The sequence below is a fragment of the Xenorhabdus beddingii genome, from assembly GCF_002127545.1.
Classification (GTDB): Bacteria; Pseudomonadota; Gammaproteobacteria; order Enterobacterales; family Enterobacteriaceae; genus Xenorhabdus; species Xenorhabdus beddingii.
In genome coordinates this window covers 24867-48357 of the sequence record NZ_MUBK01000019.1, presented here as the reverse complement: position 1 = coordinate 48357, position 23491 = coordinate 24867, and the positions used below count along the sequence as shown (strand labels likewise).

General features: G+C 44.6%; 18 protein-coding genes. 17 read left to right on the top strand and 1 reads right to left on the bottom strand.

Translation table 11 applies throughout. The annotated features are described in order from the left end of the window. Positions 1–242 precede the first annotated feature (242 nt). From Xbed_RS12025 to Xbed_RS12005, 5 genes are all read left to right on the top strand, one after another. Positions 243–647, top strand: a complete 405-nt coding sequence (locus tag Xbed_RS12025; RefSeq protein ID WP_086113163.1) for a DUF6088 family protein — start codon at positions 243–245, stop codon at positions 645–647. Between the two features lie 2 nt (positions 648–649). After that, positions 650–1594 carry a nucleotidyl transferase AbiEii/AbiGii toxin family protein gene (locus Xbed_RS12020; RefSeq protein WP_086113162.1) on the top strand — a complete coding sequence of 315 codons (945 nt, stop codon included), beginning with the start codon at positions 650–652 and terminating at the stop codon, positions 1592–1594. Positions 1595–1602: 8 nt separating this feature from the next. After that, positions 1603–4182: a type I restriction-modification system subunit M gene (locus Xbed_RS12015; protein ID WP_086113161.1), complete on the top strand. Its 2580-nt coding sequence runs from the start codon at positions 1603–1605 to the stop codon at positions 4180–4182. Continuing rightward, positions 4175–5329: a restriction endonuclease subunit S gene (locus Xbed_RS12010; RefSeq protein WP_086113160.1), complete on the top strand. Its 1155-nt coding sequence runs from the start codon at positions 4175–4177 to the stop codon at positions 5327–5329. The genes Xbed_RS12015 and Xbed_RS12010 overlap by 8 nt, the downstream gene beginning before the upstream one ends. A 132-nt stretch (positions 5330–5461) precedes the next feature. Beyond that, the gene (locus Xbed_RS12005) at positions 5462–8590 is read left to right on the top strand and encodes a type I restriction endonuclease subunit R (RefSeq protein ID WP_086113159.1); all 3129 of its coding nucleotides are present in this window, start codon (positions 5462–5464) and stop codon (positions 8588–8590) included. Positions 8591–8730: 140 nt separating this feature from the next. Here the strand turns inward: Xbed_RS12005 and suhB are convergent, their stop codons facing one another. Further along, complete coding sequence (gene suhB, locus Xbed_RS12000; RefSeq protein WP_086113158.1) at positions 8731–9534, bottom strand: inositol-1-monophosphatase; 804 nt, start codon at positions 9532–9534, stop codon at positions 8731–8733. A gap of 125 nt (positions 9535–9659) precedes the next feature. Here suhB and trmJ point away from each other — a divergent pair, with 125 nt between their 5' ends. The 12 genes from trmJ to Xbed_RS11940 all read left to right on the top strand — a co-directional run bounded on the left by trmJ (position 9660) and on the right by Xbed_RS11940 (position 23453). Beyond that, entirely contained in the window at positions 9660–10394 is a 735-nt protein-coding gene (gene trmJ / locus Xbed_RS11995) for a tRNA (cytosine(32)/uridine(32)-2'-O)-methyltransferase TrmJ (RefSeq protein WP_086113157.1), read from the top strand. 172 nt (positions 10395–10566) lie between these two features. Continuing rightward, positions 10567–11061 carry a Fe-S cluster assembly transcriptional regulator IscR gene (iscR, locus tag Xbed_RS11990; protein WP_086113156.1) on the top strand — a complete coding sequence of 165 codons (495 nt, stop codon included), beginning with the start codon at positions 10567–10569 and terminating at the stop codon, positions 11059–11061. A 49-nt stretch (positions 11062–11110) separates the two neighbouring features. Beyond that, entirely contained in the window at positions 11111–12325 is a 1215-nt protein-coding gene (locus tag Xbed_RS11985) for an IscS subfamily cysteine desulfurase (protein WP_086113155.1), read from the top strand. Between the two features lie 24 nt (positions 12326–12349). Then, complete coding sequence (gene iscU / locus Xbed_RS11980; RefSeq protein WP_086113154.1) at positions 12350–12736, top strand: Fe-S cluster assembly scaffold IscU; 387 nt, start codon at positions 12350–12352, stop codon at positions 12734–12736. A gap of 134 nt (positions 12737–12870) precedes the next feature. Then, complete coding sequence (gene iscA / locus Xbed_RS11975; RefSeq protein ID WP_086113153.1) at positions 12871–13194, top strand: iron-sulfur cluster assembly protein IscA; 324 nt, start codon at positions 12871–12873, stop codon at positions 13192–13194. Between the two features lie 43 nt (positions 13195–13237). After that, positions 13238–13759 (top strand): co-chaperone HscB, encoded by a 522-nt coding sequence (hscB, locus tag Xbed_RS11970; RefSeq protein WP_086113152.1) that lies wholly within the window; start codon positions 13238–13240, stop codon positions 13757–13759. Positions 13760–13785: 26 nt separating this feature from the next. Beyond that, positions 13786–15633 (top strand): Fe-S protein assembly chaperone HscA, encoded by a 1848-nt coding sequence (gene hscA / locus Xbed_RS11965; protein WP_086113151.1) that lies wholly within the window; start codon positions 13786–13788, stop codon positions 15631–15633. Positions 15634–15635: 2 nt separating this feature from the next. Next, positions 15636–15971, top strand: coding sequence for an ISC system 2Fe-2S type ferredoxin (fdx, locus tag Xbed_RS11960; RefSeq protein ID WP_086113150.1), 336 nt, complete (start codon positions 15636–15638; stop codon positions 15969–15971). 14 nt (positions 15972–15985) lie between these two features. Further along, complete coding sequence (gene iscX, locus Xbed_RS11955; protein WP_086113149.1) at positions 15986–16180, top strand: Fe-S cluster assembly protein IscX; 195 nt, start codon at positions 15986–15988, stop codon at positions 16178–16180. Between the two features lie 151 nt (positions 16181–16331). Next, complete coding sequence (pepB, locus tag Xbed_RS11950; RefSeq protein WP_086113148.1) at positions 16332–17627, top strand: aminopeptidase PepB; 1296 nt, start codon at positions 16332–16334, stop codon at positions 17625–17627. A gap of 112 nt (positions 17628–17739) precedes the next feature. Further along, a complete protein-coding gene (locus Xbed_RS11945) occupies positions 17740–18165 on the top strand; it encodes an enhanced serine sensitivity protein SseB C-terminal domain-containing protein (RefSeq protein WP_086113147.1) in 426 nt (141 codons plus the stop codon). Positions 18166–18458: 293 nt separating this feature from the next. Beyond that, positions 18459–23453 (top strand): alpha-2-macroglobulin family protein, encoded by a 4995-nt coding sequence (locus Xbed_RS11940; protein WP_244182486.1) that lies wholly within the window; start codon positions 18459–18461, stop codon positions 23451–23453. The last annotated feature ends 38 nt before the right edge of the window (positions 23454–23491 follow it).

Genomic DNA, 23491 nt, shown 5'->3' with positions numbered 1-23491 from the left:
ACGCAGAATAACGCTGAGGGTCTAAAGGACGATATTTTTAAATTGAAAATATTGATGTTTAAAGAAGGTCATTATGTTTTGTTTTTTGTGCTGATATTTGCGAAAATAAAAATATTGGCTATAAATCAGTGTATTAAAAATATTTTTTTAATTTTAATGCCGTATTTATATATTAGATAATGTCGTATTTATTCCTGTTTTATTTCCACTGGTATATACTTCTATATAAAGAAGGAGGTTCTATGACAGCAGCAGCTCGAATCAATCAAAAGTTGAAACGTTCGAGACGTTACGTCTTTGAACGCAAAGATTTTGAAGACATTGCCAGTTATGACCAGATCGGCCGTGCGCTTAATCAATTGATCAAGCAAGGTGAACTGATGAAAATCGGGTATGGACTTTATACTAAGGCTCGTAAGAACAGCCTCACAGGTCGCCTAATGCCAACGAATCCTGGTGGCACCGATGCGATCTTACGTGAAATTCTTAAGATGAAAGGCGTAGACTTCGAAGTAGATAATCTATCGTTGCAAAGTCTTTCCGGTAATAGCACGCAAATCCCTTCATCTGTGCAGTATTCGTGGAATCCTAAGCAGTTTAATCGCAAGCTAGTTATTGGTAACCGTATACTTAACGCACCAAGTTAAAAATGAAAAAATTAAAAGAACAATTCTTAGAGGTTTCCGATGCCTTAGGGCTCGGAAATCCTGCCATTATTGAAAAGGATTACTGGGTAGTGGCTTTGCTTGCTGAGTTAGAAAAACTTGAATTTGATACGCATCAAATGGTCTTTTCTGGTGGGACGGCATTGGCTAAATCCAATGTAAAAATTCTCAGAATGTCGGAAGATGTCGATATCAAACTCATTCCAACAGATGCATTTAACTCATTCGGTCGAAGCAAACGCAGGGCGGAACGTAAAGATTTAGTTCAAAAAATCGAAAAATCTCTTACTCATCAATCAAGCTATTTTTCTATTGAAGAAAAAATAGTTCGTGATGAATACCGCTATGTCGAGTATGAACTAAAATATCCTCAGCAATTTAGCCAAGCGCCTTGCTTGCGCCCAATCATTAGACTGGAGCTAATGGAAACTGTTCCTCTACTTCACTTAGAACAGCGTAGCATTCAATCATTGGTTGCTGAGCTATATCATCAGCCTCACGAAGTCAATGCATTTTCTTGTATCTCCGTTCAGTCCACTTTGGTGGAGAAAGTCATTTCTATGCTGCGCCGTACCATGCTAGTCAAACGAGATTTTGAGCGCAAAGATGATGCTACGTTGATACGCCATATATACGATGTACATTGTATTGACGCAGAGCAGAAACTTGATTTTGAAACTCTTATGCCCCTTTTCCAAACCGTGTTACAAGAAGACGTTAAGCGATTTGGTAATCAGCATGCGGAGTTTGTTGCTAACCCTGTTCAAGAATTACAGCTAGGTTTGCAAGAGATAGAATCTAACCCGATGTTTCGTCAAAGGTTTACAGACTTTGTCACCCCAATGGTGTTTGATACAAAAACACCCGATTTCGATACCTGCTTTGCCTCATTTAAGCGCATTGCTCAGTCATTGATGAATAGTAATTAGAGTAAAACATGAATAAACAACAACTGGCCGCCAAGATTTGGGAATCGGCTAACCAAATGCGTTCTAAAATCGAAGCAAACGACTACAAAGACTATATCTTAGGCTTCATTTTTTATAAGTTTTTGTCTGATAAACAAATTCAGTTCCTAATCCAAAACGAATTTGATGAGCAATCGATCAAAGATTTGAATGAGGGCGATAGCGACACCCTCAAATATATTCAAGACGAATTAGGTTACTTCATCGCTTATGACAATCTGTTCTCAACTTGGATCAGTGATGGTAAAGATTTCGACATTGCTTATGTGCGTGATGCGTTATCGGCGTTCAGCCGCTTGATTAATCCAGCTCATAAAGACTTATTTGACGGCATTTTTACTACCCTGGAAACAGGACTAAGCAAGTTGGGTGAAAGCGCAGCAGCACAAACCAAAGCGGCGATGAATCTGATTCACCTGATTGATGATATTCCGATGAAAAGCAAGCATGATTATGATGTGCTTGGTTTTATCTACGAATACCTAATCAGTTCGTTTGCTGCGAATGCGGGGAAAAAAGCCGGAGAATTCTACACTCCCCATGAAGTCTCGGTATTGATGTCAGAAATCATGGCTGAACACCTGAAAGACCACAAACATATCAAAATTTACGATCCAACCAGTGGTTCCGGCTCTCTGTTGATCAACATCGGTCAATCAGTAGAAAAACGTCTTGATGGTGAAAATAACATTCGTTATTACGCTCAAGAGCTCAAGCAAAACACCTATAACTTAACTCGTATGAACTTGTTTATGCGTGGTATTTTGCCAAATAACATCATCACCCGTAACGCCGATACACTCGAAGACGATTGGCCTCTGGATGAAGATAAAACCCATGAACCGATGCGTGTGGATGCGGTTGTCTCTAACCCTCCTTATTCACAAAAGTGGGATCCAGAGTTTAAAGACAAAGACCCTCGCTATTCGCCTTTTGGTTTAGCGCCAAAAACGAAGGCAGATTATGCATTCTTGCTACACGACCTGTACCACTTGAAACCCGATGGCATTATGACCATCGTTTTACCACACGGGGTGTTATTCCGTGGTGGTGATGAAGGAAAGATCCGTGAGAACCTCATTGAAAAGAACCATATTGATGCCATTATCGGCTTACCGGCAAATATATTCTTCGGTACGGGCATTCCAACCATCATTTTGGTGCTTAAGCAAACACGTAACAATGACGATGTATTGATCATCGACGCCTCAAAAGGGTTCGTGAAAGAAGGTAAGAACAACAAACTGCGCGCTTGTGACATAAAACGTATTGTGGATGCTGTGGTCACCCGTCAACCACAAGACAAATTTGCCGCCTTAGTCAGTCGTGACACCATTCGAGATAACGGTTATAACCTCAATATTCCACGTTATGTGGACTCTTCGGATACAGCGGAAAGCTGGGATATTTATGCTTCAATGTTTGGTGGTATCCCTAATAACGAACTGGATGCGCTAAAATACTATTGGCAAGCCATGCCTAACCTCAAGGCAAGCCTGTTTAAACTAACATCCAGTGATTACTCTGCATTAAGCGTTGCCGATGTGAGAGCAGCGATTGAAAGCAACGGCGATATGCAGCAATTTATGGCAACGTATCAACAAGCTTTTAGTGATTTTGAGGCTTATTTGACAAAGAGCTTGATTAAAGAGTTGTTACAAGTCAAACCTTCGCGCCAACAAGATATCATCAGTGAAGAGATTTTCCGCCGTTTAGAAGGGATCGCACTGATTGATAAATATGATGCTTACCAATTGCTTGATGATCAATGGCAGCAACTCAGTGCGGATTTGGAAATGATCCAAACCGAAGGTATGGATACCTGTAAAGTGGTTGAGCCGAATAGGGTGACCAAAAAGCAAAAAGGCAAAAACGTTCAGGTTCAAGACGGTTGGTTTGGTCGCATCTTTCCCTTTGCGTTGGTTGAAAAAACCTACTTTGCAACAGACCTGGAAAAAATCCAAATAATGGCAGAGCGTTTGCAAATCATCGAATCCAAGGTTCAGGAGATCTTCGATTCGCTTAGCGAAGACGATAAAGAAGCGGAATGCGTTAACGACGACAAAACCGCATTTGTTACCGCAACGTTGAACAAAGAAGTAAAACAAATCAAAGCCGACAAAAAGAAAGGTGAAACCTTTGCTGATGACAGCTTTGAAAGCAAGTTACTTGCCGTAGATAAGTTACAAACAGAAGAGAAATCACTGAAGGTAAACCTCAAAGCCGCCAATGAGATCTTGCTAGAAGCAACACGTAAAAAAATCGAAAACTTAACCCAAGATGAGATTGATCATCTATTGCTGCTTAAATGGGTAAAACCAATTGTGAATTCCCTGGATAAACTGCCAAATCAAGTCTTGCAGCAACTGACCTGCAAGCTAGAAACTTTGGCAGGAAAGTATGCACAAACGTATGCCGATATTGCTACAGAAACCCAACAAGTGGAGCAAAGCTTGGCGGCAATGATGGGCGAGTTACAAGGTAGTGACTTTGATATGCAGGGTTTAAAAGAGCTACAAAAATTCCTGCAAGGTGGCAAAAATGAGTAAAGGAAAAGTGTTGCAGCCTACGCTACGTTTTTCTGGTTTTGATGATAATTGGAAGTTCACTAACATTGCTGATGTTGTTGATGTCCGAAGTGGTCGTGATTATAAGCACTTAAACAAAGGTTACATCCCAGTATATGGTACAGGCGGGTATATGCTTAGCGTTGATAAAGCTCTGTCTTATAATGAAGATGCTATAGGTATTGGGCGAAAAGGGACAATTGATCGCCCATTCATTCTTAACGCTCCATTTTGGACCGTTGATACATTATTCTACGCAGTTCCTAGACAAAACAATGACTTACAATTTGCATATAGTCTTTTTCAGAAAGTGAATTGGAAAGATAAAGATGAGTCTACTGGCGTACCTAGCTTATCAAAAGTTGCAATAAATAGTATTCCTGTCTTTTGTTGTTCATTAAGCGAACAAGCCCAAATCGGTAAGTTCTTCCAACACATCGATCAACAACTAAAACTCCATCAATCTAAATACACCAAGTTGCAGCAGTTAAAAAAGGCAATGTTGGGTAAGATGCTCCCAAAAGCGGGAGAAAAAGTGCCAGAAGTCCGTTTTGCTGGGTTTAGTGGGGATTGGGAAGAAAAATATTTAGGTAATATCGGCAACTTCACTTCAGGTATCGGATTTCCAGAAACTGAACAAGGTGGTAAATCTGGAGTACCTTATTTTAAGGTTTCAGATCTTAACCTAAAGGAAAATCAATATAGTATGACTACTGCGAATAATTATGTAAGCAATGAACAGATTAAGCGGCTCAATTACAAGCTAATAAAAGAAAATTCAATATTATTTGCTAAGGTTGGTGCTGCGATCTTCTTAGAACGAAAGAGAATTGCACAGAATTTTCTAATGGATAATAACATGATGGCATTTTCAACTTCTTTGGACATCACTTTTATAAAACAATGGTTTGATAATATCAGATTATCAACATTTTCTCAGGTTGGAGCTTTACCCTCATTTAATGCTTCTGATTTAGCAAAAATTGTTATCAGATTTCCTAATGGAGATGAACAAAAAAAAATCGGCGAATACTTCCATAACCTCGATCGCTTAATCGCACTCCAGCAGCAACACATTGATAAGCTGAAGAACATTAAGCAAGCGTGCTTAGAAAAAATGTTTGTTTAAGCACTAAATCAATACCCAATAGGATGCGCTCACCACGTCAGTTTAGGGGCGCACTCTGATGTCAATTTTATCTGTTACCACTCATAAACCAAAGGTAACTGAGCTTTTTAGACTGTACGCTAAGGATAAGCTGTGACCTACACTAGTGAAGCCCAATTTGAACAAGATGTTATCTCCGAGTTATGCAAAAAAGGCTGGGAAGATAAGGTCTTAGCCAACCTCACTGAAGCCGATTTGCTGCAAAATTGGGCGGATATTCTTTATCAAAATAACAACAGCATTGATCGCCTAAACAATGTGCCACTCAGCCAGAGTGAAATGCAGCAAATTATAGAGCAAATCATTGCGCTTAAAACACCTCTCAAACTAAACGGTTTTATTAACGGTAAAACGGTCTCTATTAAACGTGACAATGCCGCAGACACTTTGCACTATGGCAAAGAGATCAGTCTCAATATTTACGACCGCCAAGAAATCGCCGCGGGGAAAAGTCGGTATCAAATTGTTCAGCAACCTCGATTTGAGCGCAAAAGTGCCGTCCAGCACGACAGGCGCGGTGATCTTTTGTTGCTGATTAATGGCATGCCCGTTATCCACCTTGAACTCAAACGTTCTGGCGTCCCAGTGATTGAGGCGTGTAACCAGATAGAAAAATACACCCATGAAGGGCATTTTAGCGGCGGCATCATGGCGTTAGTACAGGTGTTTGTTGCAATGAATCCAGATAACACCTTGTATTTTGCTAACCCTGGAAAGGACGGGATCTTTAATCATGATTACTACTTCCAGTGGGCCGATTTTTCTAATGAACCCATCAACCACTGGCAGAAAGTGATCGAGGGGTTGCTATCCATCCCGATGGCTCACCAATTAATTGGTTTTTATACTGTTGCCGACAATGCCGATGGCATTCTTAAAGTGATGCGCAGCTATCAGTATTACGCTGCTAATGCCATTTCAAGTAAAGTCGCCAGCCTGGACTGGTCTATTAAAAATAAAGGTGGCTACATTTGGCATACCACTGGCTCGGGTAAAACCATGACCAGTTTTAAGTCTGCGCAACTGATTGCTAACTCTGGCGATGCCGATAAGGTGGTGTTTTTGATGGATCGCATTGAGTTAGGAACACAATCCTTAGAAGAATATCGCAGCTTTGCCGATGCCAGTGATGATGTTCAAGGAACAGAAAATACCCATGTCCTGATCGCCAAACTGAAAAGCATAAAGCCAAGCGATGGCTTGATTGTGACTTCAATTCAAAAGATGAGCAACATCCACGATGAAGGACAATTAAAAACTGCGGATATCGACTGTATTAATCAAAAGCGCATTGTGTTCATTGTCGACGAAGCCCACCGTTCAACCTTTGGCGATATGCTTTCTATCATCAAAGCCACTTTCCCTAATGCGGTGTTCTTTGGCTTTACAGGAACGCCAATCCAAGAAGAAAACCAGAAGAAGGACAGTACAACCAGTACGATTTTTGGTGATGAGTTACATCGTTATAGCATTGCGGATGGTATTAGAGATGGTAACGTGCTGGGATTCGACCCTTGCAAAGTGATGACGTATCGTGATGATGACTTACGCGAGGCGGTTGCACTTGAAAAAGCCAAAGCAACGAGTGTTGCTGAAGTGTTTGCCGATCCTGCAAAAACTAAAATTTATGAAAAGTACATGGACAGTGCTCGGGTACCAATGGCGACCCAAGAAATCAAGGGTAAAAAAGTGCGAGGCATTGAAGAATTATTGCCTGCAACGCAATATGATCGTATAGAGCATAAACAGCAAGTCATTAATGATATTCTGGCTAACTGGGTACGTTTTAGCCGTAATAATCAGTTTCATGGCATTTTTGCCACACACAGTATTCCTGATGCCTTACAGTATTATCGATTATTCAAACAGCAAGCTCCTCAACTGAAGATAACAGCATTGTTTGATCCTAACCTTGATAACAAAGGTAACGCCGTGACTAAAGAGGCTGGGTTAATTGAGATTATTGAAGACTATAACAAAACCTACAATACGACCTGCACTTTGCCCACTCATGCGCAATTTAAAAAGGATATTGCGGCACGTCTTGCGCACAAAAAACCTTATCAATATGTCGAGCAACAACCAGACCAGCAATTACATTTACTAATTGTTGTTGATCAGATGCTCACCGGTTATGACTCCAAATGGGTGAATACCCTATATTTGGATAAAGAACTTGAGTACGCGAATATCATTCAAGCGTTTTCTCGCACTAACCGATTGTTTGGTATCGATAAACCTTTTGGCAATATTCGTTATTACCGCAAACCGCACACCATGGAACTCAACATCAATAAAGCACTCAAACTCTATTCTGGAGACCGTCCTTATGGTGTATTTGTGGAGAAATTGGAAGATAACTTACATTCTCTTAATGAAAAATTTTCCGAGATAGAAATCATTTTCAAAAACGCGAAGATCAGCGATTTTAGTCAGTTACCGAAAGATGAAGAAACTCGTGCTAAATTTGCCAGTCTGTTTAATGAATTCAGCAAAATCTTGGAGGCGGCGAAAGTTCAAGGATTTCACTGGCAGAAAAACAGCTATTCATTTGAAGAAACGGGTAATACCGTGGATATTGATTTTGATGAGAATCAGTATCAAGCGATGTTACAACGTTATAAAGAGTTGTCATCCTCTTCGGGTAATGGTGGCAATACGCCTGCTGTGCCTTATGCCATTTTGGGCTATTTAACCAAGCAAAACACGGGGCGAATTGATCATAACTATATGAACGCTCAGTTCACCAAATTTCTTAAGCAATGCGATCAACCGAATGTCACGCCAGAGGAGATGCAACAAACGCTTGATGAACTGCATAAATCCTTTGCTACCTTAAGCCAAGCGGAACAAAAACAGGCAAACAAGCTACTGATTGATATACAGGCAGGCAATTTGATTATCGAAGCAGGTAAAACCTTACAGGATTATATTACCCAAGCTCAAGCAGAAGAAGAAGATAAAGCCTTGCAGGTAATGGTCGATGCTCTAGGAGTTGATAGTAAACAGCTTAAGGCATTAATGAAAGGAAATCTTTCCACCGCCAACTTAAATGATTATGGTCGTTTTGATGCTCTCAAGGCAACAGTGGATAAAGCCAAAGCCAAGGCTTATCTAGAAGATAAATTAGGCGCAAAGCTAACGCCACCTAAAGTCAATATTGAACTGAATAAGCTTCTGCGGGAATTTATTTTGCAAAGTCAGAGAGATAAGGAATATTGATACTCGATAGAGAAAAATGAATTTATCATAACTGCCGAAAACCTCGTTATTTTTAACGAGGTTTGTCAGCAATTTTAGGGCACCCAGCAGGTGCCCTAAAAATAACATTGCTCAAATTATATTTTATAATAATCAACGAATTAACGTTTCAACGCTTCCGTCAATTCTTCACGCATCTCAGACAGAATGTCTTTAACGATACGTGGGCCACCTGCAACGATGTTGCCGGAGTTGACATAGTTATGGCCACCGACGAAATCGGTAATGATGCAGCCTGATTCACGCACCAGCAATTCGCCGCCCATAAAATCCCAAGGTTTCAGGCCAATTTCAAAGTAACCGTCTACGCGCCCGGCTGCAACATACGCCAGATCCAGCGCTGCAGAACCAGTACGGCGGAAATCTGCACAGCGTCCAAATAACTTACCCAGAACATTCATGTAAGGGATAGCGTGCTGCTTGGCTTTGAATGGGAAACCTGTCGCAAGGATAGTACCGTCCAGATCACGGGCATTAGTACCACGCAGACGATAACCGTTCAATTGCGCGCCTTGACCACGCGTTGCGGTGAACAGTTCATTGCGCATTGGATCGTAAACGACGGACACTTCAGTCCGGCCTTTGATGCGCACGGCAATGGAAACTGAAAAATGAGGGAGGCGTTTGATAAAGTTGGTGGTGCCATCCAGTGGATCGATAACCCAGTGGAAATCGTCTTCTTCACCTAAGTGCTCACCGCTTTCTTCGGTAATAATCGTATGCTTAGGATAAGATTTTCGGATAATGTCAATGATCAGCGTTTCTGCTTCACGGTCAACATTGGTGACGAAATCATTACTGCCTTTTTGGCTTGCCTCAATGGCATCAGGGGATTCATAGCTCTTGGCAATGTAGTTGCCGGCTTTACGCGCAGCGCGTATAGCGATGTTTAGCATCGGATGCATGGGGTATCTTCCACCAGAATTTTAAAGAACGGGAAACAAATCGGCGCACATTATAGCAGTAGTTCGGCAAAATGACTAATGCTGTGTTAAGATATTCGGCTCTTATCCTGAACTTAAAAGCCGTCATGTTAGAGAATATCCGTATTATTCTGGTAGAAACTTCCCACACGGGTAACATGGGATCAACCGCCAGGGCCATGAAAACAATGGGGTTGACCAATCTGTATCTGGTTAATCCGTTAGTTCAACCCGACTCTCACTCTATTGCACTTTCAGCCGGTGCAAGTGATGTTATTGGCAATGTGACGATTGTGAATACGTTGGATGAGGCACTGGCAGGGTGTGAACTGGTCATTGGAACCAGCGCCCGTTCCCGAACCCTTTCTTGGCCAATGGTTGAACCACGCGAATGTGGTGAGCGTTGCGTCAAAACGGCCAGCCACTCTCCGGTTGCGGTTGTCTTTGGCCGTGAACGTGTTGGCTTGACTAACGAAGAACTGCAAAAATGTCACTACCATCTGTATATTCCGACCAATCCGGAATATGGCTCGCTGAATCTGGCGATGGCCGTTCAATTGGTGAGCTATGAAATTCGCATGGCGCATCTTTCTGCTCAGGAAGCGCCAGAAAAACCCATTGTGTCAGATGATGAGATAGAATATCCGGCTGTCGAGGATATGGAGCGTTTTTATCAGCACCTTGAACAGGTATTGAACGAATCTGGCTTTATCCGCAAAGCGCATCCGGGTCAGATAATGAATAAGCTAAGACGTCTTTATACCCGGGCACGACCTGAAACTCAGGAACTGAATATTTTGCGAGGTATATTAACTTCTATGGAAAAATGGGCTAAAAAGTAACGGATATTTGGCAGGAAAAGGCAGCAGGAACAGCCAGAAGACCCAGGATAGACAGGTGAAAAAAAGTGAAAGGGCCATCAAATAATAGTTGAGTAAATTACTAGGTTAAATAGTTGACTAAAATACTCAGGAATGTCACAATTTCATTATATTTCACCATGGAGTTTTTGTTATGAGACTGACATCAAAAGGACGTTATGCGGTAACTGCCATGCTAGATGTGGCGTTGCATTCACAAGAAGGGCCGGTGCCATTAGCCGACATTTCTGAACGTCAGGGAATTTCCCTTTCCTATCTTGAGCAGTTATTCTCCCGCCTGCGTAAAAATGGTCTGGTTTCTAGCGTCCGTGGTCCGGGTGGCGGTTATTTACTGGGCAGAGATGCCGGTAAGATTGTCGTTGCCGAAGTGATTTCTGCTGTTGATGAATCCGTTGATGCAACTCGTTGTCAGGGCAGGGAAGGCTGTCAGGGCGGTGATCGTTGTTTGACCCATACATTGTGGCGTGACCTCAGTGACCGCATCACGGGTTTCCTGAGCAGTATCAGTTTAGAAGAATTAGTGAATAACCAAGAAGTGTTAGACGTGGCTGATCGTCAAGACAGCGATAAGCGCCGTACACCCAATGGCAGACCTCAAGAGACGATTAACGTTAACCTGCGTGCATAATCTTGCGGCAAACAGAAGTATTAAAAGTGTCTTACGGAGCATGTGAGCAATGAAATTACCCATTTATTTGGACTATTCAGCAACAACACCAGTTGATCAACGTGTTGCTGAAAAGATGATGAACTATCTGACTATGGACGGGATTTTTGGTAACCCAGCTTCCCGTTCACACCGTTTTGGCTGGCAGGCTGAAGAAGCGGTTGATATTGCGCGTAATCAAATTGCTGATTTGATCGGAGCAGACCCGCGTGAAATCGTGTTTACTTCAGGTGCAACAGAATCAGATAACCTTGCGATTAAAGGTGCTGCAAAATTTTATCAGAAAAAAGGCAAGCACATTATCACCTGCAAAACTGAGCACAAAGCGGTTTTAGATACTTGTCGGCAGCTAGAGCGTGAAGGTTTTGAGATCACTTACCTTGCCCCCATGAGCAATGGCATGATTGATCTGAAAGAGCTGGAAGCCTCCATGCGTGAAGAGACAATTCTGGTTTCGATCATGCATGTCAATAACGAAATCGGCATTGTGCAAGATATCGTGACCATTGGTGACATGTGCCGTAGCCGTGGCATTATTTTCCATGTGGATGCAACGCAAAGTGTCGGTAAATTGCCTATCGACCTCAGTAAACTGAAAGTTGATCTGATGTCTTTCTCTGCCCATAAACTTTATGGCCCGATGGGTATCGGTGCGCTGTATGTTCGCCGCAAACCCCGCGTGCGTATCGAAGCGCAGCAGCACGGTGGCGGTCATGAGCGCGGTATGCGTTCAGGGACATTGCCTGTTCACCAGATCGTTGGCATGGGTGAAGCCTACCGTATCGCAAAAGAAGAGCTGGAATCAGAAGCAGAACGTCTGCGTGGTTTGCGTCTGCGCTTGTGGAACGGTATCAAAGATATCGAAGAAGTTTATCTGAACGGTGATTTAGAACTGGGTGCGCCACACATTCTGAATGTCAGCTTCAACTATATTGAAGGTGAGTCATTGATGATGTCACTGAAAGATCTGGCGGTTTCTTCTGGCTCGGCATGTACTTCCGCGAGTCTGGAGCCTTCTTATGTCCTGCGCGCACTAGGCATGAATGATGAACTGGCACACAGTTCTATTCGTTTCTCTTTGGGGCGTTTTACCACAGAAGAAGAAATAGACTATGCAATCAAGTTGATTCACAACTCGATTGATCACCTGCGTGACCTTTCTCCACTGTGGGAAATGTTCAAACAGGGTGTGGATCTCAGCACCATCGAATGGTCTCATCATTAATCAGACGGTTTCAGGAGTAACGATATGGCTTACAGCGACAAAGTAATTGATCACTATGAAAACCCACGTAATGTTGGTTCATTCGATAGTGAAGACCCTTCAGTGGGCAGCGGCATGGTAGGAGCACCTGCTTGTGGTGACGTCATGCGATTGCAAATTAAAGTCAGCGATGAGGGTATCATCGAAGACGCACGTTTCAAAACCTACGGTTGTGGCTCTGCGATTGCATCCAGTTCTCTGGTAACAGAATGGATGAAAGGGAAATCGCTGGAACAGGCTGAGGCGATCAAAAACACTCAGATTGCTGACGAATTGGAATTGCCACCCGTGAAAATCCACTGTTCTATTTTGGCAGAAGATGCAATCAAAGCGGCGATTGCTGACTACAAGAGCAAGCGCCAGGCAAAATAACTTTTCTTGTCGTTTTGTAGAAGCGTGTTTTGTCAAAGAGAATCTTGCAAAAAGAAAGTTTCGCAAAAAGAAAATAACTCTGGTGGATATTGGTTCAATATCCACCTTTACTAGTTTTAAAAGTGAGGTGTTGTATGTCAATTTCCCTGACAGAAAGTGCAGCCCAGCGTATTTTGGCCTTTCTTGACAATCGCGGAAAAGGTGTCGGGTTGCGTTTGGGAGTGAGAACATCCGGCTGCTCTGGTATGGCATATGTACTTGAATTTGCTGATACAGTTAATGAGGAAGATCAGGTTTTTGAAGATAAAGGTGTGAAAGTCATCGTTGATGGTAAAAGTATCCTTTACCTTGATGGTACTGAGTTGGATTTTGTAAAAGAAGGTCTGAACGAAGGTTTTCAATTCAACAACCCGAATGTTTCCAGCGAATGCGGCTGTGGAGAAAGTTTCCACGTTTAACCCCCTTTTTTGACCCCGCACTTTGCGAAACTAAGAGTAACTTATGGACTATTTTACTTTATTTGGGCTGCCTCCGCGTTATGTGATTGACCGTGAACTGTTGGCGACCCGTTATCAGGAATTACAGCGTCGGTTTCATCCTGATCGTTTTGCCAATCAGCCAGAACGTGAAAAAATGCTGGCACTCCAACAAGCCGCGACTATCAATGCGGGTTACCAGACACTCAAACATCCCCTGAAACGCGCAGAATATATACTTTCTCAGCAAGGGTTTGATCTATCCAGCGAACAGCATACGATGCAGGATAGCGCTTTCCTGATGCAGCAGTTGGAATTGCGCGAAGAGCTTGATGTCATTGAACATAGCGCGGAACCAGAAACAGCACTGACTCATTTTTCATCTCGCCTGAATAAAATGATTAAAACTCGCAGTGAGCAGATGGAACAGCAGCTAGAGGCTGCCGAATGGTCAATTGCAGCCGATACGGTTCGTAAATTACGCTTTTTGGATAAATTGCAACAGCAGGTTGAACAACTGGAAGAGCGGTTGCTGGATGATTTTTAGCTGAACAGATTTATTTAGGGGTACATATGGCTTTATTACAAATCAGCGAGCCTGGTTTATCTGCCGCACCTCACCAGCGTCGTCTGGCTGTGGGGATTGATTTGGGTACGACTCACTCACTGGTTGCGACCGTCCGCAGTGGTCAGGCGGAAACCCTGGCGGATAGTGAAAACCGTCACTTGCTTCCTTCCGTTGTGCAATACCGCAAAGAAGACATTCAGGTTGGCTGGCTGGCGCGTCAGCAAGCTGCATCAGATCCTGCCAATACCGTGAGTTCCGTCAAGCGGATGATGGGACGCTCTTTGGCCGACATTCAGCAACGTTATCCCAACCTGCCCTATCAACTTCAGGCGAGTGAAAACGGTCTGCCGTTGATCAACACCGTGGCGGGTTTGGTTGATCCTATTCAGGTTTCTTCTGACATCTTGAAATCGTTGGCACAGCGGGCGGAAGAAACCTTGGATGGCAAACTTGATGGTGTCGTGATCACCGTTCCGGCCTATTTTGATGATGCACAACGCCAGGGAACCAAAGATGCTGCGCGTTTAGCGGGTTTGCATGTTCTTCGTCTTTTGAATGAACCGACCGCCGCCGCCATTGCTTATGGCCTTGACTCAGGTCAGGAAGGCGTCATCGCCGTTTACGATCTGGGAGGCGGAACATTTGACGTTTCCATTCTCCGCCTTAGCCGTGGTGTATTTGAAGTGCTGGCGACAGGGGGCGATACCGCACTGGGTGGCGATGATTTTGACTCATTGCTGGCGAATTGGGTCCGGGAACAGGCTGGGATCAGCGATAACGATCATGGATTGCAGCGTCAATTGCTGGATATTGCCACCCAAGCCAAAATCACCCTGAGTGAAGCGGAGAGTGCGGAAATCCGCATTGCTGACTGGCAGGGCAAAATTAGCCGCACCGAATTCAACGCCCTGATTGCCTCTCTGGTCAAACGCACATTAATTTCTTGTCGCAGGGCGCTGAAAGATGCGGGTGTTACCGCTGATGAAGTTTTGCAGGTAGTCATGGTTGGCGGTTCAACCCGAGTCCCCCTGGTGCGCAGTATGGTAGGGGAATTCTTTGCGCGTGAGCCACTGACTTCTATTGATCCAGACAAAGTGGTGGCCGTTGGCGCTTCAATTCAGGCTGATATTCTGGTGGGCAACAAACCTGACAGCGAAATGCTCTTGCTGGATGTCATCCCGCTGTCACTCGGTCTGGAAACCATGGGCGGGCTGGTTGAAAAAGTCATTCCACGTAATACCACCATCCCTGTTGCCAGAGCGCAAGAATTTACCACCTTCAAAGATGGTCAAAGTGCGATGAGCATCCATGTGGTGCAAGGCGAAAGGGAATTGGTCAGTGATTGTCGTTCACTGGCACGGTTCACATTGCGCGGCATTCCACCATTACCGGCGGGGGGGGCGCATATTCGTGTGACTTTTCAGGTCGATGCGGATGGCCTACTGAGCGTCAGCGCATTGGAAAAATCCACGGGTGTTGAGGCTGCCATTCAGGTAAAACCTTCCTATGGTTTATCGGATGAAGAAATCGCACGTATGCTCAAAGACTCCATGTCGAATGCACAAGAAGACATTCAGGCACGTAAATTGGCTGAACAAAAAGTAGAAGCGGCCCGGGTTCTGGAAAGTTTAACCGGTGCACTGGAGAAAGATGCTGACTTATTGAGCCAGCAAGAACATGCCGCCATTGACGCGGCTGCACAAGTATTAATTGAATGTGCTCAGGGAACTTCCCCTGATGCGATTGAAAGTGCAATTAAAGAATTGGACAAACAAACGCAGGAATTTGCCGCGCGCCGTATGGACACATCAATCCGCCGGGCTTTGGCGGGTCATTCTGTGGATGAGATTTAATTATGCCTAAAATTGTATTTTTACCTCATAACGAACTTTGCCCTGAAGGTGCAGTATTGGACGCTAAGGAAGGCGAATCAATTCTGGATGTTGCACTGCGTAATGGCATTGAAATTGAACATGCTTGTGAAAAATCTTGTGCGTGTACGACCTGCCACTGCATCGTCAGGGAAGGTTTTGACTCACTGCAAGAAAGTACTGAGCTGGAAGATGACATGTTGGACAAAGCATGGGGGCTGGAACCAGAAAGTCGGTTGAGTTGCCAGGCCAAAGTCACAGATGAGGATTTGGTGGTAGAAATCCCTAAATATTCCATCAACCACGCTCGTGAGCACTGACAGGAGAACGGAAAATGAAATGGTCTGACATTCGTGATATTGGCGAAGCACTGTATGATAAATTTCCGGATTTAGATCCCAAAACAGTGCGTTTCACCGATATGCATGAATGGATTTGTGAACTGGATGGTTTTGATGATGATCCACAGAAATCCAACGAAAAAATATTGGAAGCTATCTTGCTCGTGTGGCTGGATGAATATGAGTAACGCGCCAAAAAAATAGCGCAAACTCATCGATTCTTGCTCAATAGCTTGGCATCGTCTGCATTTAATGGAAAACTGGCATTTGCCAGTTTTTTTACATCAATCAATCCTAACACTGTGAAACAGTGAACAATAAGATAAGAAGTGAGAAAAAATGACAAAGCAAATCATGCCCATAACACTGTCTTATGAACCCGCTAATGCTTGCTGGGGTGAGAAAGCACTCATGAGTTCGAGTGAGCAGGGGATCACCATTCACTTGGCAGACAACGGAAAATTGGGCGCTATTCAGCGTGCCGGGCATAAAATTGATGGACAAGGAATACGCAATGTTGCTTTAGCGGGGGATGGTTGGGATCTGGAAAGAAGTTGGGCATTCTGGCTGGGGTTCCGTTCACCCAAGGGGCTGCGTGCGATTGAATGGCCGCAACTCTCCGTGGCGGACAAACAAGAGCTGGAAAGCCGGATCAAATTCATTGATTGGGTACGTGATACCATCAACCTTCCCGCAGAAGAGCTGGGGCCGCAACAGCTTGCCCAGCGAGCCATTGATTTACTGACGGGGGTTGCGGGTGATGCCGTCAGTTATCGGATTATCAAAGGGAATGAACTGCGTGAGCAGGGTTATATGGGCGTACATACGGTCGGCCGGGGTTCTTCTCGTGAACCGGTTTTTCTGGCATTGGACTTCAACCCGACAAAAGATGCAGCAACCCCTGTCTTTGCCTGTCTGGTCGGTAAAGGGATTACCTTTGATTCCGGCGGATACAGCCTCAAACCTTCCAATTTTATGGATTCCATGAAATCGGATATGGGCGGCTCGGCAACATTAACCGGAGCATTGGCTCTTGCCATCAGTCGCGGTTTAAAACATCGCGTAAAACTGTTCCTGAGCATGGCAGATAATATGGTGAGCAGCAATGCATTCAAATTGGGTGACATTATTCGTTATCGCAATGGTAAATCCGTTGAAGTCATGAATACTGATGCAGAAGGGCGTCTGGTTCTGGCTGATGGTTTGATTGACGCCAGTGCGGAAAAGGCACAACTTATTATTGATGCTGCAACATTAACGGGTGCAGCGAAAACAGCAGTCGGCAATGATTACCACTCAGTATTAGGCTTTGATGATCAACTGGTCTCTGACTTACTGGCTGCGGCCGACAGTGAAAATGAATTGTTCTGGCGCTTACCGCTGGCTGAATTCCATCGTAGTCAATTGCCATCCAACTTTGCTGACCTGAACAACATTGCATCACCCGCCCATTCAGCGGGAGCAAGTACCGCAGCGGCGTTCCTGTCTCACTTTGTAGAAAACTACAAAAAAGGCTGGGTACATATCGATTGTTCAGCCACTTACCGAAAATCATCTGTTGAACAGTGGGCTGCAGGGGCAACGGGATATGGTGTGCGCACGATTGCCAATTTATTGCTGGCTAAAGCGAAATAAAGAGTAACGTCTTCAAATGAACTTTCTTGATAGCCTCTCTTAATGGGGGGCTATGTGATTGAACTTTTCAACCGTCTTAACCCCATTCAAACAGCAATATCCGGAGATTTTCATGAGCTTATCAAATGGTGCTGCTACAGAAATAGACGTCCCCAGTGGAAGCCGCATTACTCTTAGTCAGCCTGAAGAACAACCCGTTCAGCTTATTGAAGCATTGATTAATTTATTCAGGCAACATAAGTCCCTCCGGCGTGCTTTTCTGGTCATGGCCCATGATAAACAGGTCGATGAAAAACCCAATCTATTAATTGGTTTAGAGTTCAGCGGAGCACCATCAAGTGATGAGATCAATCTGGTGATTCAAGCAGCGGGTGAACTGGCCTGCGAATATCTGGATGAAGATGAATCGGTCGATTTCTGCTTGCTTGATGAAAAAGAACGAGGGATCAGCCATTACCTGATTGAGCATACCCAACCTTTCTACCAGCGAAAATTAGGTAGCTGGCTGAGGGATACCATTCCTGTGGTTAATCAATAGTGTTTGATTAATCAATAGTGTTATTCGTGTAATTTAATTGCAATTGTCCCATCAAAATTGCGAGAGTCACCGAAGATTTAAAAGAATATGGAACAAAAGCGCAGAATGAATTTTATTTCGGATAAACATTTCGTTATTTTTTCTGCGCTTTGGTCAAGTTAAATAGGAAGTACCATAATGAATATTCAAGAAGCACAATACTCCGGGTTATCCGGCAAACAACAAGGGTTATGGTTATGTATCAATATCAACTTCGGCAACAGGCTGCAAGGGGAAAGCGATACCTTGCGGTAATGCTGGCTTCACTATTTGCGTTATTTGTGTTGTCTGGATGCGACCAATCTGACAACACAGAGAAAACCAAAACAGAACACACTGAAAATCAGGCCAATAAAGGCTTAACCAATCAGGAAGTCATCATTGCAGGGGGAGCCGCCCAAAAACGGATACCTCAACCACCCGCACAACGTTATGCGGGTAAAGATGTGACTATTCTGGATGCCTCCGAACTGCAATTGGAGGGTGCCAGTGCAATGGTAGTGACATTCTCCGTTCCTTTAGAACCGAATCAGGATTTTTCACAAAAAGTCCATCTTGTTGATGTGAAATCGGGGAAACTGGATGGTGCATGGGAACTATCCAATAACCAGATGGAACTTAGATTACGTCATTTACCGCCAGACCGTGAGTTACAGTTAACGGTTGATGAAGGTGTCAAAGGGGTAAATGAGCGCCGGTTGGCAACCGCCTATGAAAAAAAAATTAAGACCGCGCCTATTACGCCAACGGTGGGTTTTGCCAGCAAAGGTTTATTGCTACCCAGCAAGGCGGCGGAAGGATTACCGATTCTGGCGCTCAACGTTGATCGCGTTGATGTCAACTTTTTCAGAATCAAGGATGCAGCATTACCCTCATTCATTGCTAACTGGCAATACTCCAGTAATATGAATTCCTGGGAATCCCAAGATTTATTAAAAGAAACCGAATTAGTCTACACGGGCCGTTTTGACCTTAACCCTACTGCCAATACCCGTGAAAAATTATTGTTGCCACTGAATAACATCAAAGAATTGCAAAGCGATGGCATCTATTTGGCCGTTATACAGCAAGCGGGAAAATACACGGATAGCAACCCGATAACCCTGTTCACAGTGAGTGATATTGGCGTCTCGATGCACCGCTATCTGAACCGGATCGATGTATTTACCCAGTCACTGGCGCGAGGCTCCAGTCTGAAAGGTGTTGAAATTCGCCTGTTGGATGCAAAAGGACAACTTTTGTCAAAGGCCACAACGGACGGTGACGGGCATGCTTTGCTCGAAAAAACGGATAAAGCCAAATTATTGCTGGCAACTCAGGGTAGCCATACCAGCATGATCGACTTAAATGCTCCGGCGTTGGATCTTTCTGAATTTGATATTGGTGGCCCTCAGGGATATAGCAAACAGTTCTTTGTTTTTGGGCCACGGGATCTCTACCGACCCGGGGAAACGCTGATAGTTAATGGATTATTGCGTGACGCGGATGGCCGTCCACTGAAACCACAACCCGTTAAAGTGGATATATTGAAAGCAGATAACCAGGTTGTCCGCAGTTTTGTTTGGCAAGCAGAAAACGGTTTGTACCAATACCGTTTTCCAATTCCTGATCAGGCTGAAACGGGGATGTGGTCACTGCGATTTGATTTAGGTGATAACACGCCACGTTATTACAAATTTCATATTGAAGATTTCATGCCTGAACGGATGGCATTGGACATCAAAGGGAATGCTGAACATCAGCCGGTATTAAAAGATCAAGATGTTAAGTTCGCTATAGCCGGTCGTTACCTGTATGGCGCGCCTGCTGCTGATAATCGTCTGCAAGGGCAGCTATTCCTGCGTCCTGTTCGTGAGGCAGTGGCAAAATTACCGGGATATGAATTTGGCTCCGAACAAGAAACTGATTTGACACGTACATTGGATGAATTTGATTTCACCTTAGACAATGAAGGGAAAGCAAGCCTCCCTGTCAGCAATAGTAACTGGAAGTCGGTGACATCTCCCGTAAAAGTCATTGTTCAGGCCAGTTTGCTGGAATCTGGCGGCCGTCCGGTGACACGTCGTGCTGAACAAGCCATCTGGCCGGCTGAACAGCTCGTTGGGGTACGGCCACTTTTCAACAAGAAAACGATTTATAATTACAGCACTGGCCGTGATGAAAACCGCTATAACGTGGATGAGAATTCACTGGCAGAATTCGAAATAGTTTATGCGGATGCCAATGGCAAAAAACACGCTATATCAGAATTAAGGGCACGTTTGATCTATGAACGGCGTGATTATTATTGGCGCTGGTCAGACAGTGCCGGTTGGGATTCTGGTTATGACCAGAAAGATTTGGTGATGGCTGATGAACCTGTGCAGATTGCAGAAAAGGGTATGGCGAAAGTGAGTTTTCCTGTTGACTGGGGATCTTATCGCATTGAAGTCGTCAATCCGCAAAATCAGCTTGTGACTAGCCTAAATTTCTGGGCGGGTTATTCATGGCAAGATAATACCGGAGGCACCGGCGCCGTGCGTCCGGATCAGGTCAAATTATCACTGGATAAACCGGCTTATAAACCGGGTGAAAAAGTGAAATTGCATATGGCTGCACCACAGGAAGGTAAAGGTTACTTGCTGGTGGAATCCAGTGATGGCCCATTGTGGTGGCAGGAAGTTGATGTACCGGAAAAAGGCTTGGATATTGATGTTCCCATTAATCAGGCTTGGGCCCGCCATGATTTGTACCTCACTGCCGTTGTGATACGTCCGGGAGATAAATCCCGTCAGGCAACGCCGAAGCGCGCGATTGGCGTATTGCATCTGCCACTGATGGATGAAGGACGTAAGTTAGACCTGACTTTAAATGCGCCTGATAAAATGCGGCCAAATCAGGATGTTACTGTCAAAATCAAGGCGACACCCCAACAGGGATACGCGCTTCCTAAGCAAGTCTATGTTCTACTTTCAGCGGTAGATACCGGAGTGTTGAGCATTACTGATTTTAAAACTCCCGATCCTTATGACGCTTTCTTTGGTCGCAAACGTTATGGCGTTGATCAATATGATGTTTATGGCCATCTGATTGAAGCAGAAGGGCGTCAGGCTAATTTGCGCTTTGGGGGCGATGGCAGTGATGACTCACTCGATCGGGGAGGTAAAAAACCCCTGACGGAAGTCAAAATCATCGCAGAACAAGCCAAACCCATCACATTGAACGCCAATGGCGAGGGGGAAATTACCCTGCCGATCCCGGATTTCAATGGAGAACTCAGATTGATGGCGCAGGCATGGAGTGGCGATGAATTTGGTCACAGTGAACGCAACATCATTGTCGCTGCGCCGGTCATTACCCAGATGTCGTTGCCGCGCTTTATGGCAGGAGGGGATCAGTCCCAACTGTCGTTGGATCTCACCAACTTGACTGAACAACCACAAGTATTGAGCCTGAACTTCTCTGCGGAAGGGCTGATTAAACTACAGGACGTGACCAGCCAAAAACTGACACTGGAAAAAGGGAAACGGGCAACAATTCAAGTTCCCGTCAAGGCCGATGACGGATTTGGACAAGGTGAAGTGTTCTTGACGGTGAATGGCTTGAACCTGCCTGGCGAAAATTTGAAACAGTATAAAAATAGCTGGAAAATTGGTGTTCGTCCGGCATATCCAGCCAATACCCTGCAATTTGCTGACGTGATCCACCAAGGGCAGAATTGGCAGTTACCGATGACCGCTATTTCTGGGTTGGCACCAGAAACATTGGAAGGTCAATTATTGCTGACCAGCCGACCGCCATTGCAAATCGCACGCTATATCCGGGAATTGTATGCATACCCTTACGGCTGTCTGGAACAAACCGTGAGCGGGCTTTATCCGTCGCTCTATTCCAATGAAGCTGAATTGAAAAAACTGGGTATCCATACCCAAAGCGATGAAAAACGTCGGGCAGCCATTGATGCCGGGATTGCACATTTATTGAGTATGCAGCGCAGTGACGGGAGTTTTTCATTGTGGAACCGCAATGGCAATGAAGAGTTCTGGCTGACAGCCTATACGACAGATTTCCTGTTCCGTGCAACTCAGCAAGGTTACAGCGTTCCCGTTGATGCTCTGACATCGGCCAACAATCGATTACTGCGTTACTTACAGGATAAAACCATTATTAGTGATCGTTACAGTCGCTCATCGGCTGCAACCCAATTTTCTGTGCAGGCTTATGCCGGATTGGTATTGGCCAATCAACAAAAAGCACCGCTGAGTGGATTGAGACAGCTCTACGAACGCCGGGCACAGGCTGAAAGTGGCCTGTCTTTGGTGCAGTTAGGTATTGCCCTGAAAATGATGGGGGATAACACCCGTGGCAATGAAGCGGTTCATTTAGGGGTTAACAAATCACGTAAGCCCGGCTATGGATTGGGTGATTATGGCAGTACTATCCGGGATAACGCACTGATTGTTGCCCTGTTGACAGAGAACAATATGTCTCAGAGCAATATGATGTTGCAGAAAGAGCGCGACAATAAATTGCTCGATTTATCGAATGAACTGATAGAACGTCGTTATTTCTCAACACAGGAAAGTAATTCTATCTATCTGGCAGGACGTTACTTTATCGATGTTGCTGAACAACCCTGGCAGGCGGTGATTAATCAGCAAGTTCCCCCGATTAACCGTGACAGTGCCTTGAGCGAAATGTTAACGGCGGAGCAGCTTTCGAAAGGCGTAGACATCAGTAATCGTGGCAATACGACACTGTATTCACGCTTGAATGTGGTGGGTTATCCACAGAATACGCCGAATCCTTCTTCAAACGTTCTGAAAATTAAGCGTACTTACCTTGATTTGAAAGGAAAACCTGCTCACATCGATCGCATGAAAAGTGGAGAAATGGTGATCGTGAAGCTGGAAGTGGGGGCGAGCGAATCAGTGCCAGATGCGCTGGTGGTCGATTTGCTGCCAGCCGGATTGGAAATCGAAAACCAAAATCTGGCAACGAGCAGTGCCAGCCTGAGTGAAAGTGCAGCAGATTTACAAGATCTGATTGAGGCGATGCAAAAAGCGGATGTTCGTCACATCGAATACCGTGATGATCGCTTTGTTGCCGCTGTTGCTGTTCCATCTTATGAATCAGTGACATTGCTGTATTTAGCCCGCGCAGTTTCACCGGGCGTTTACCGAGTGCCTGCACCACAGGTTGAATCCATGTATGTCCCTAATTGGCGTGCCGTGGGTGCAACCAACGCAAAACTGGAAGTTGTCCGCTAATCATCAGCCCCTATCATTAAAGATAGGGGCTATTTTTC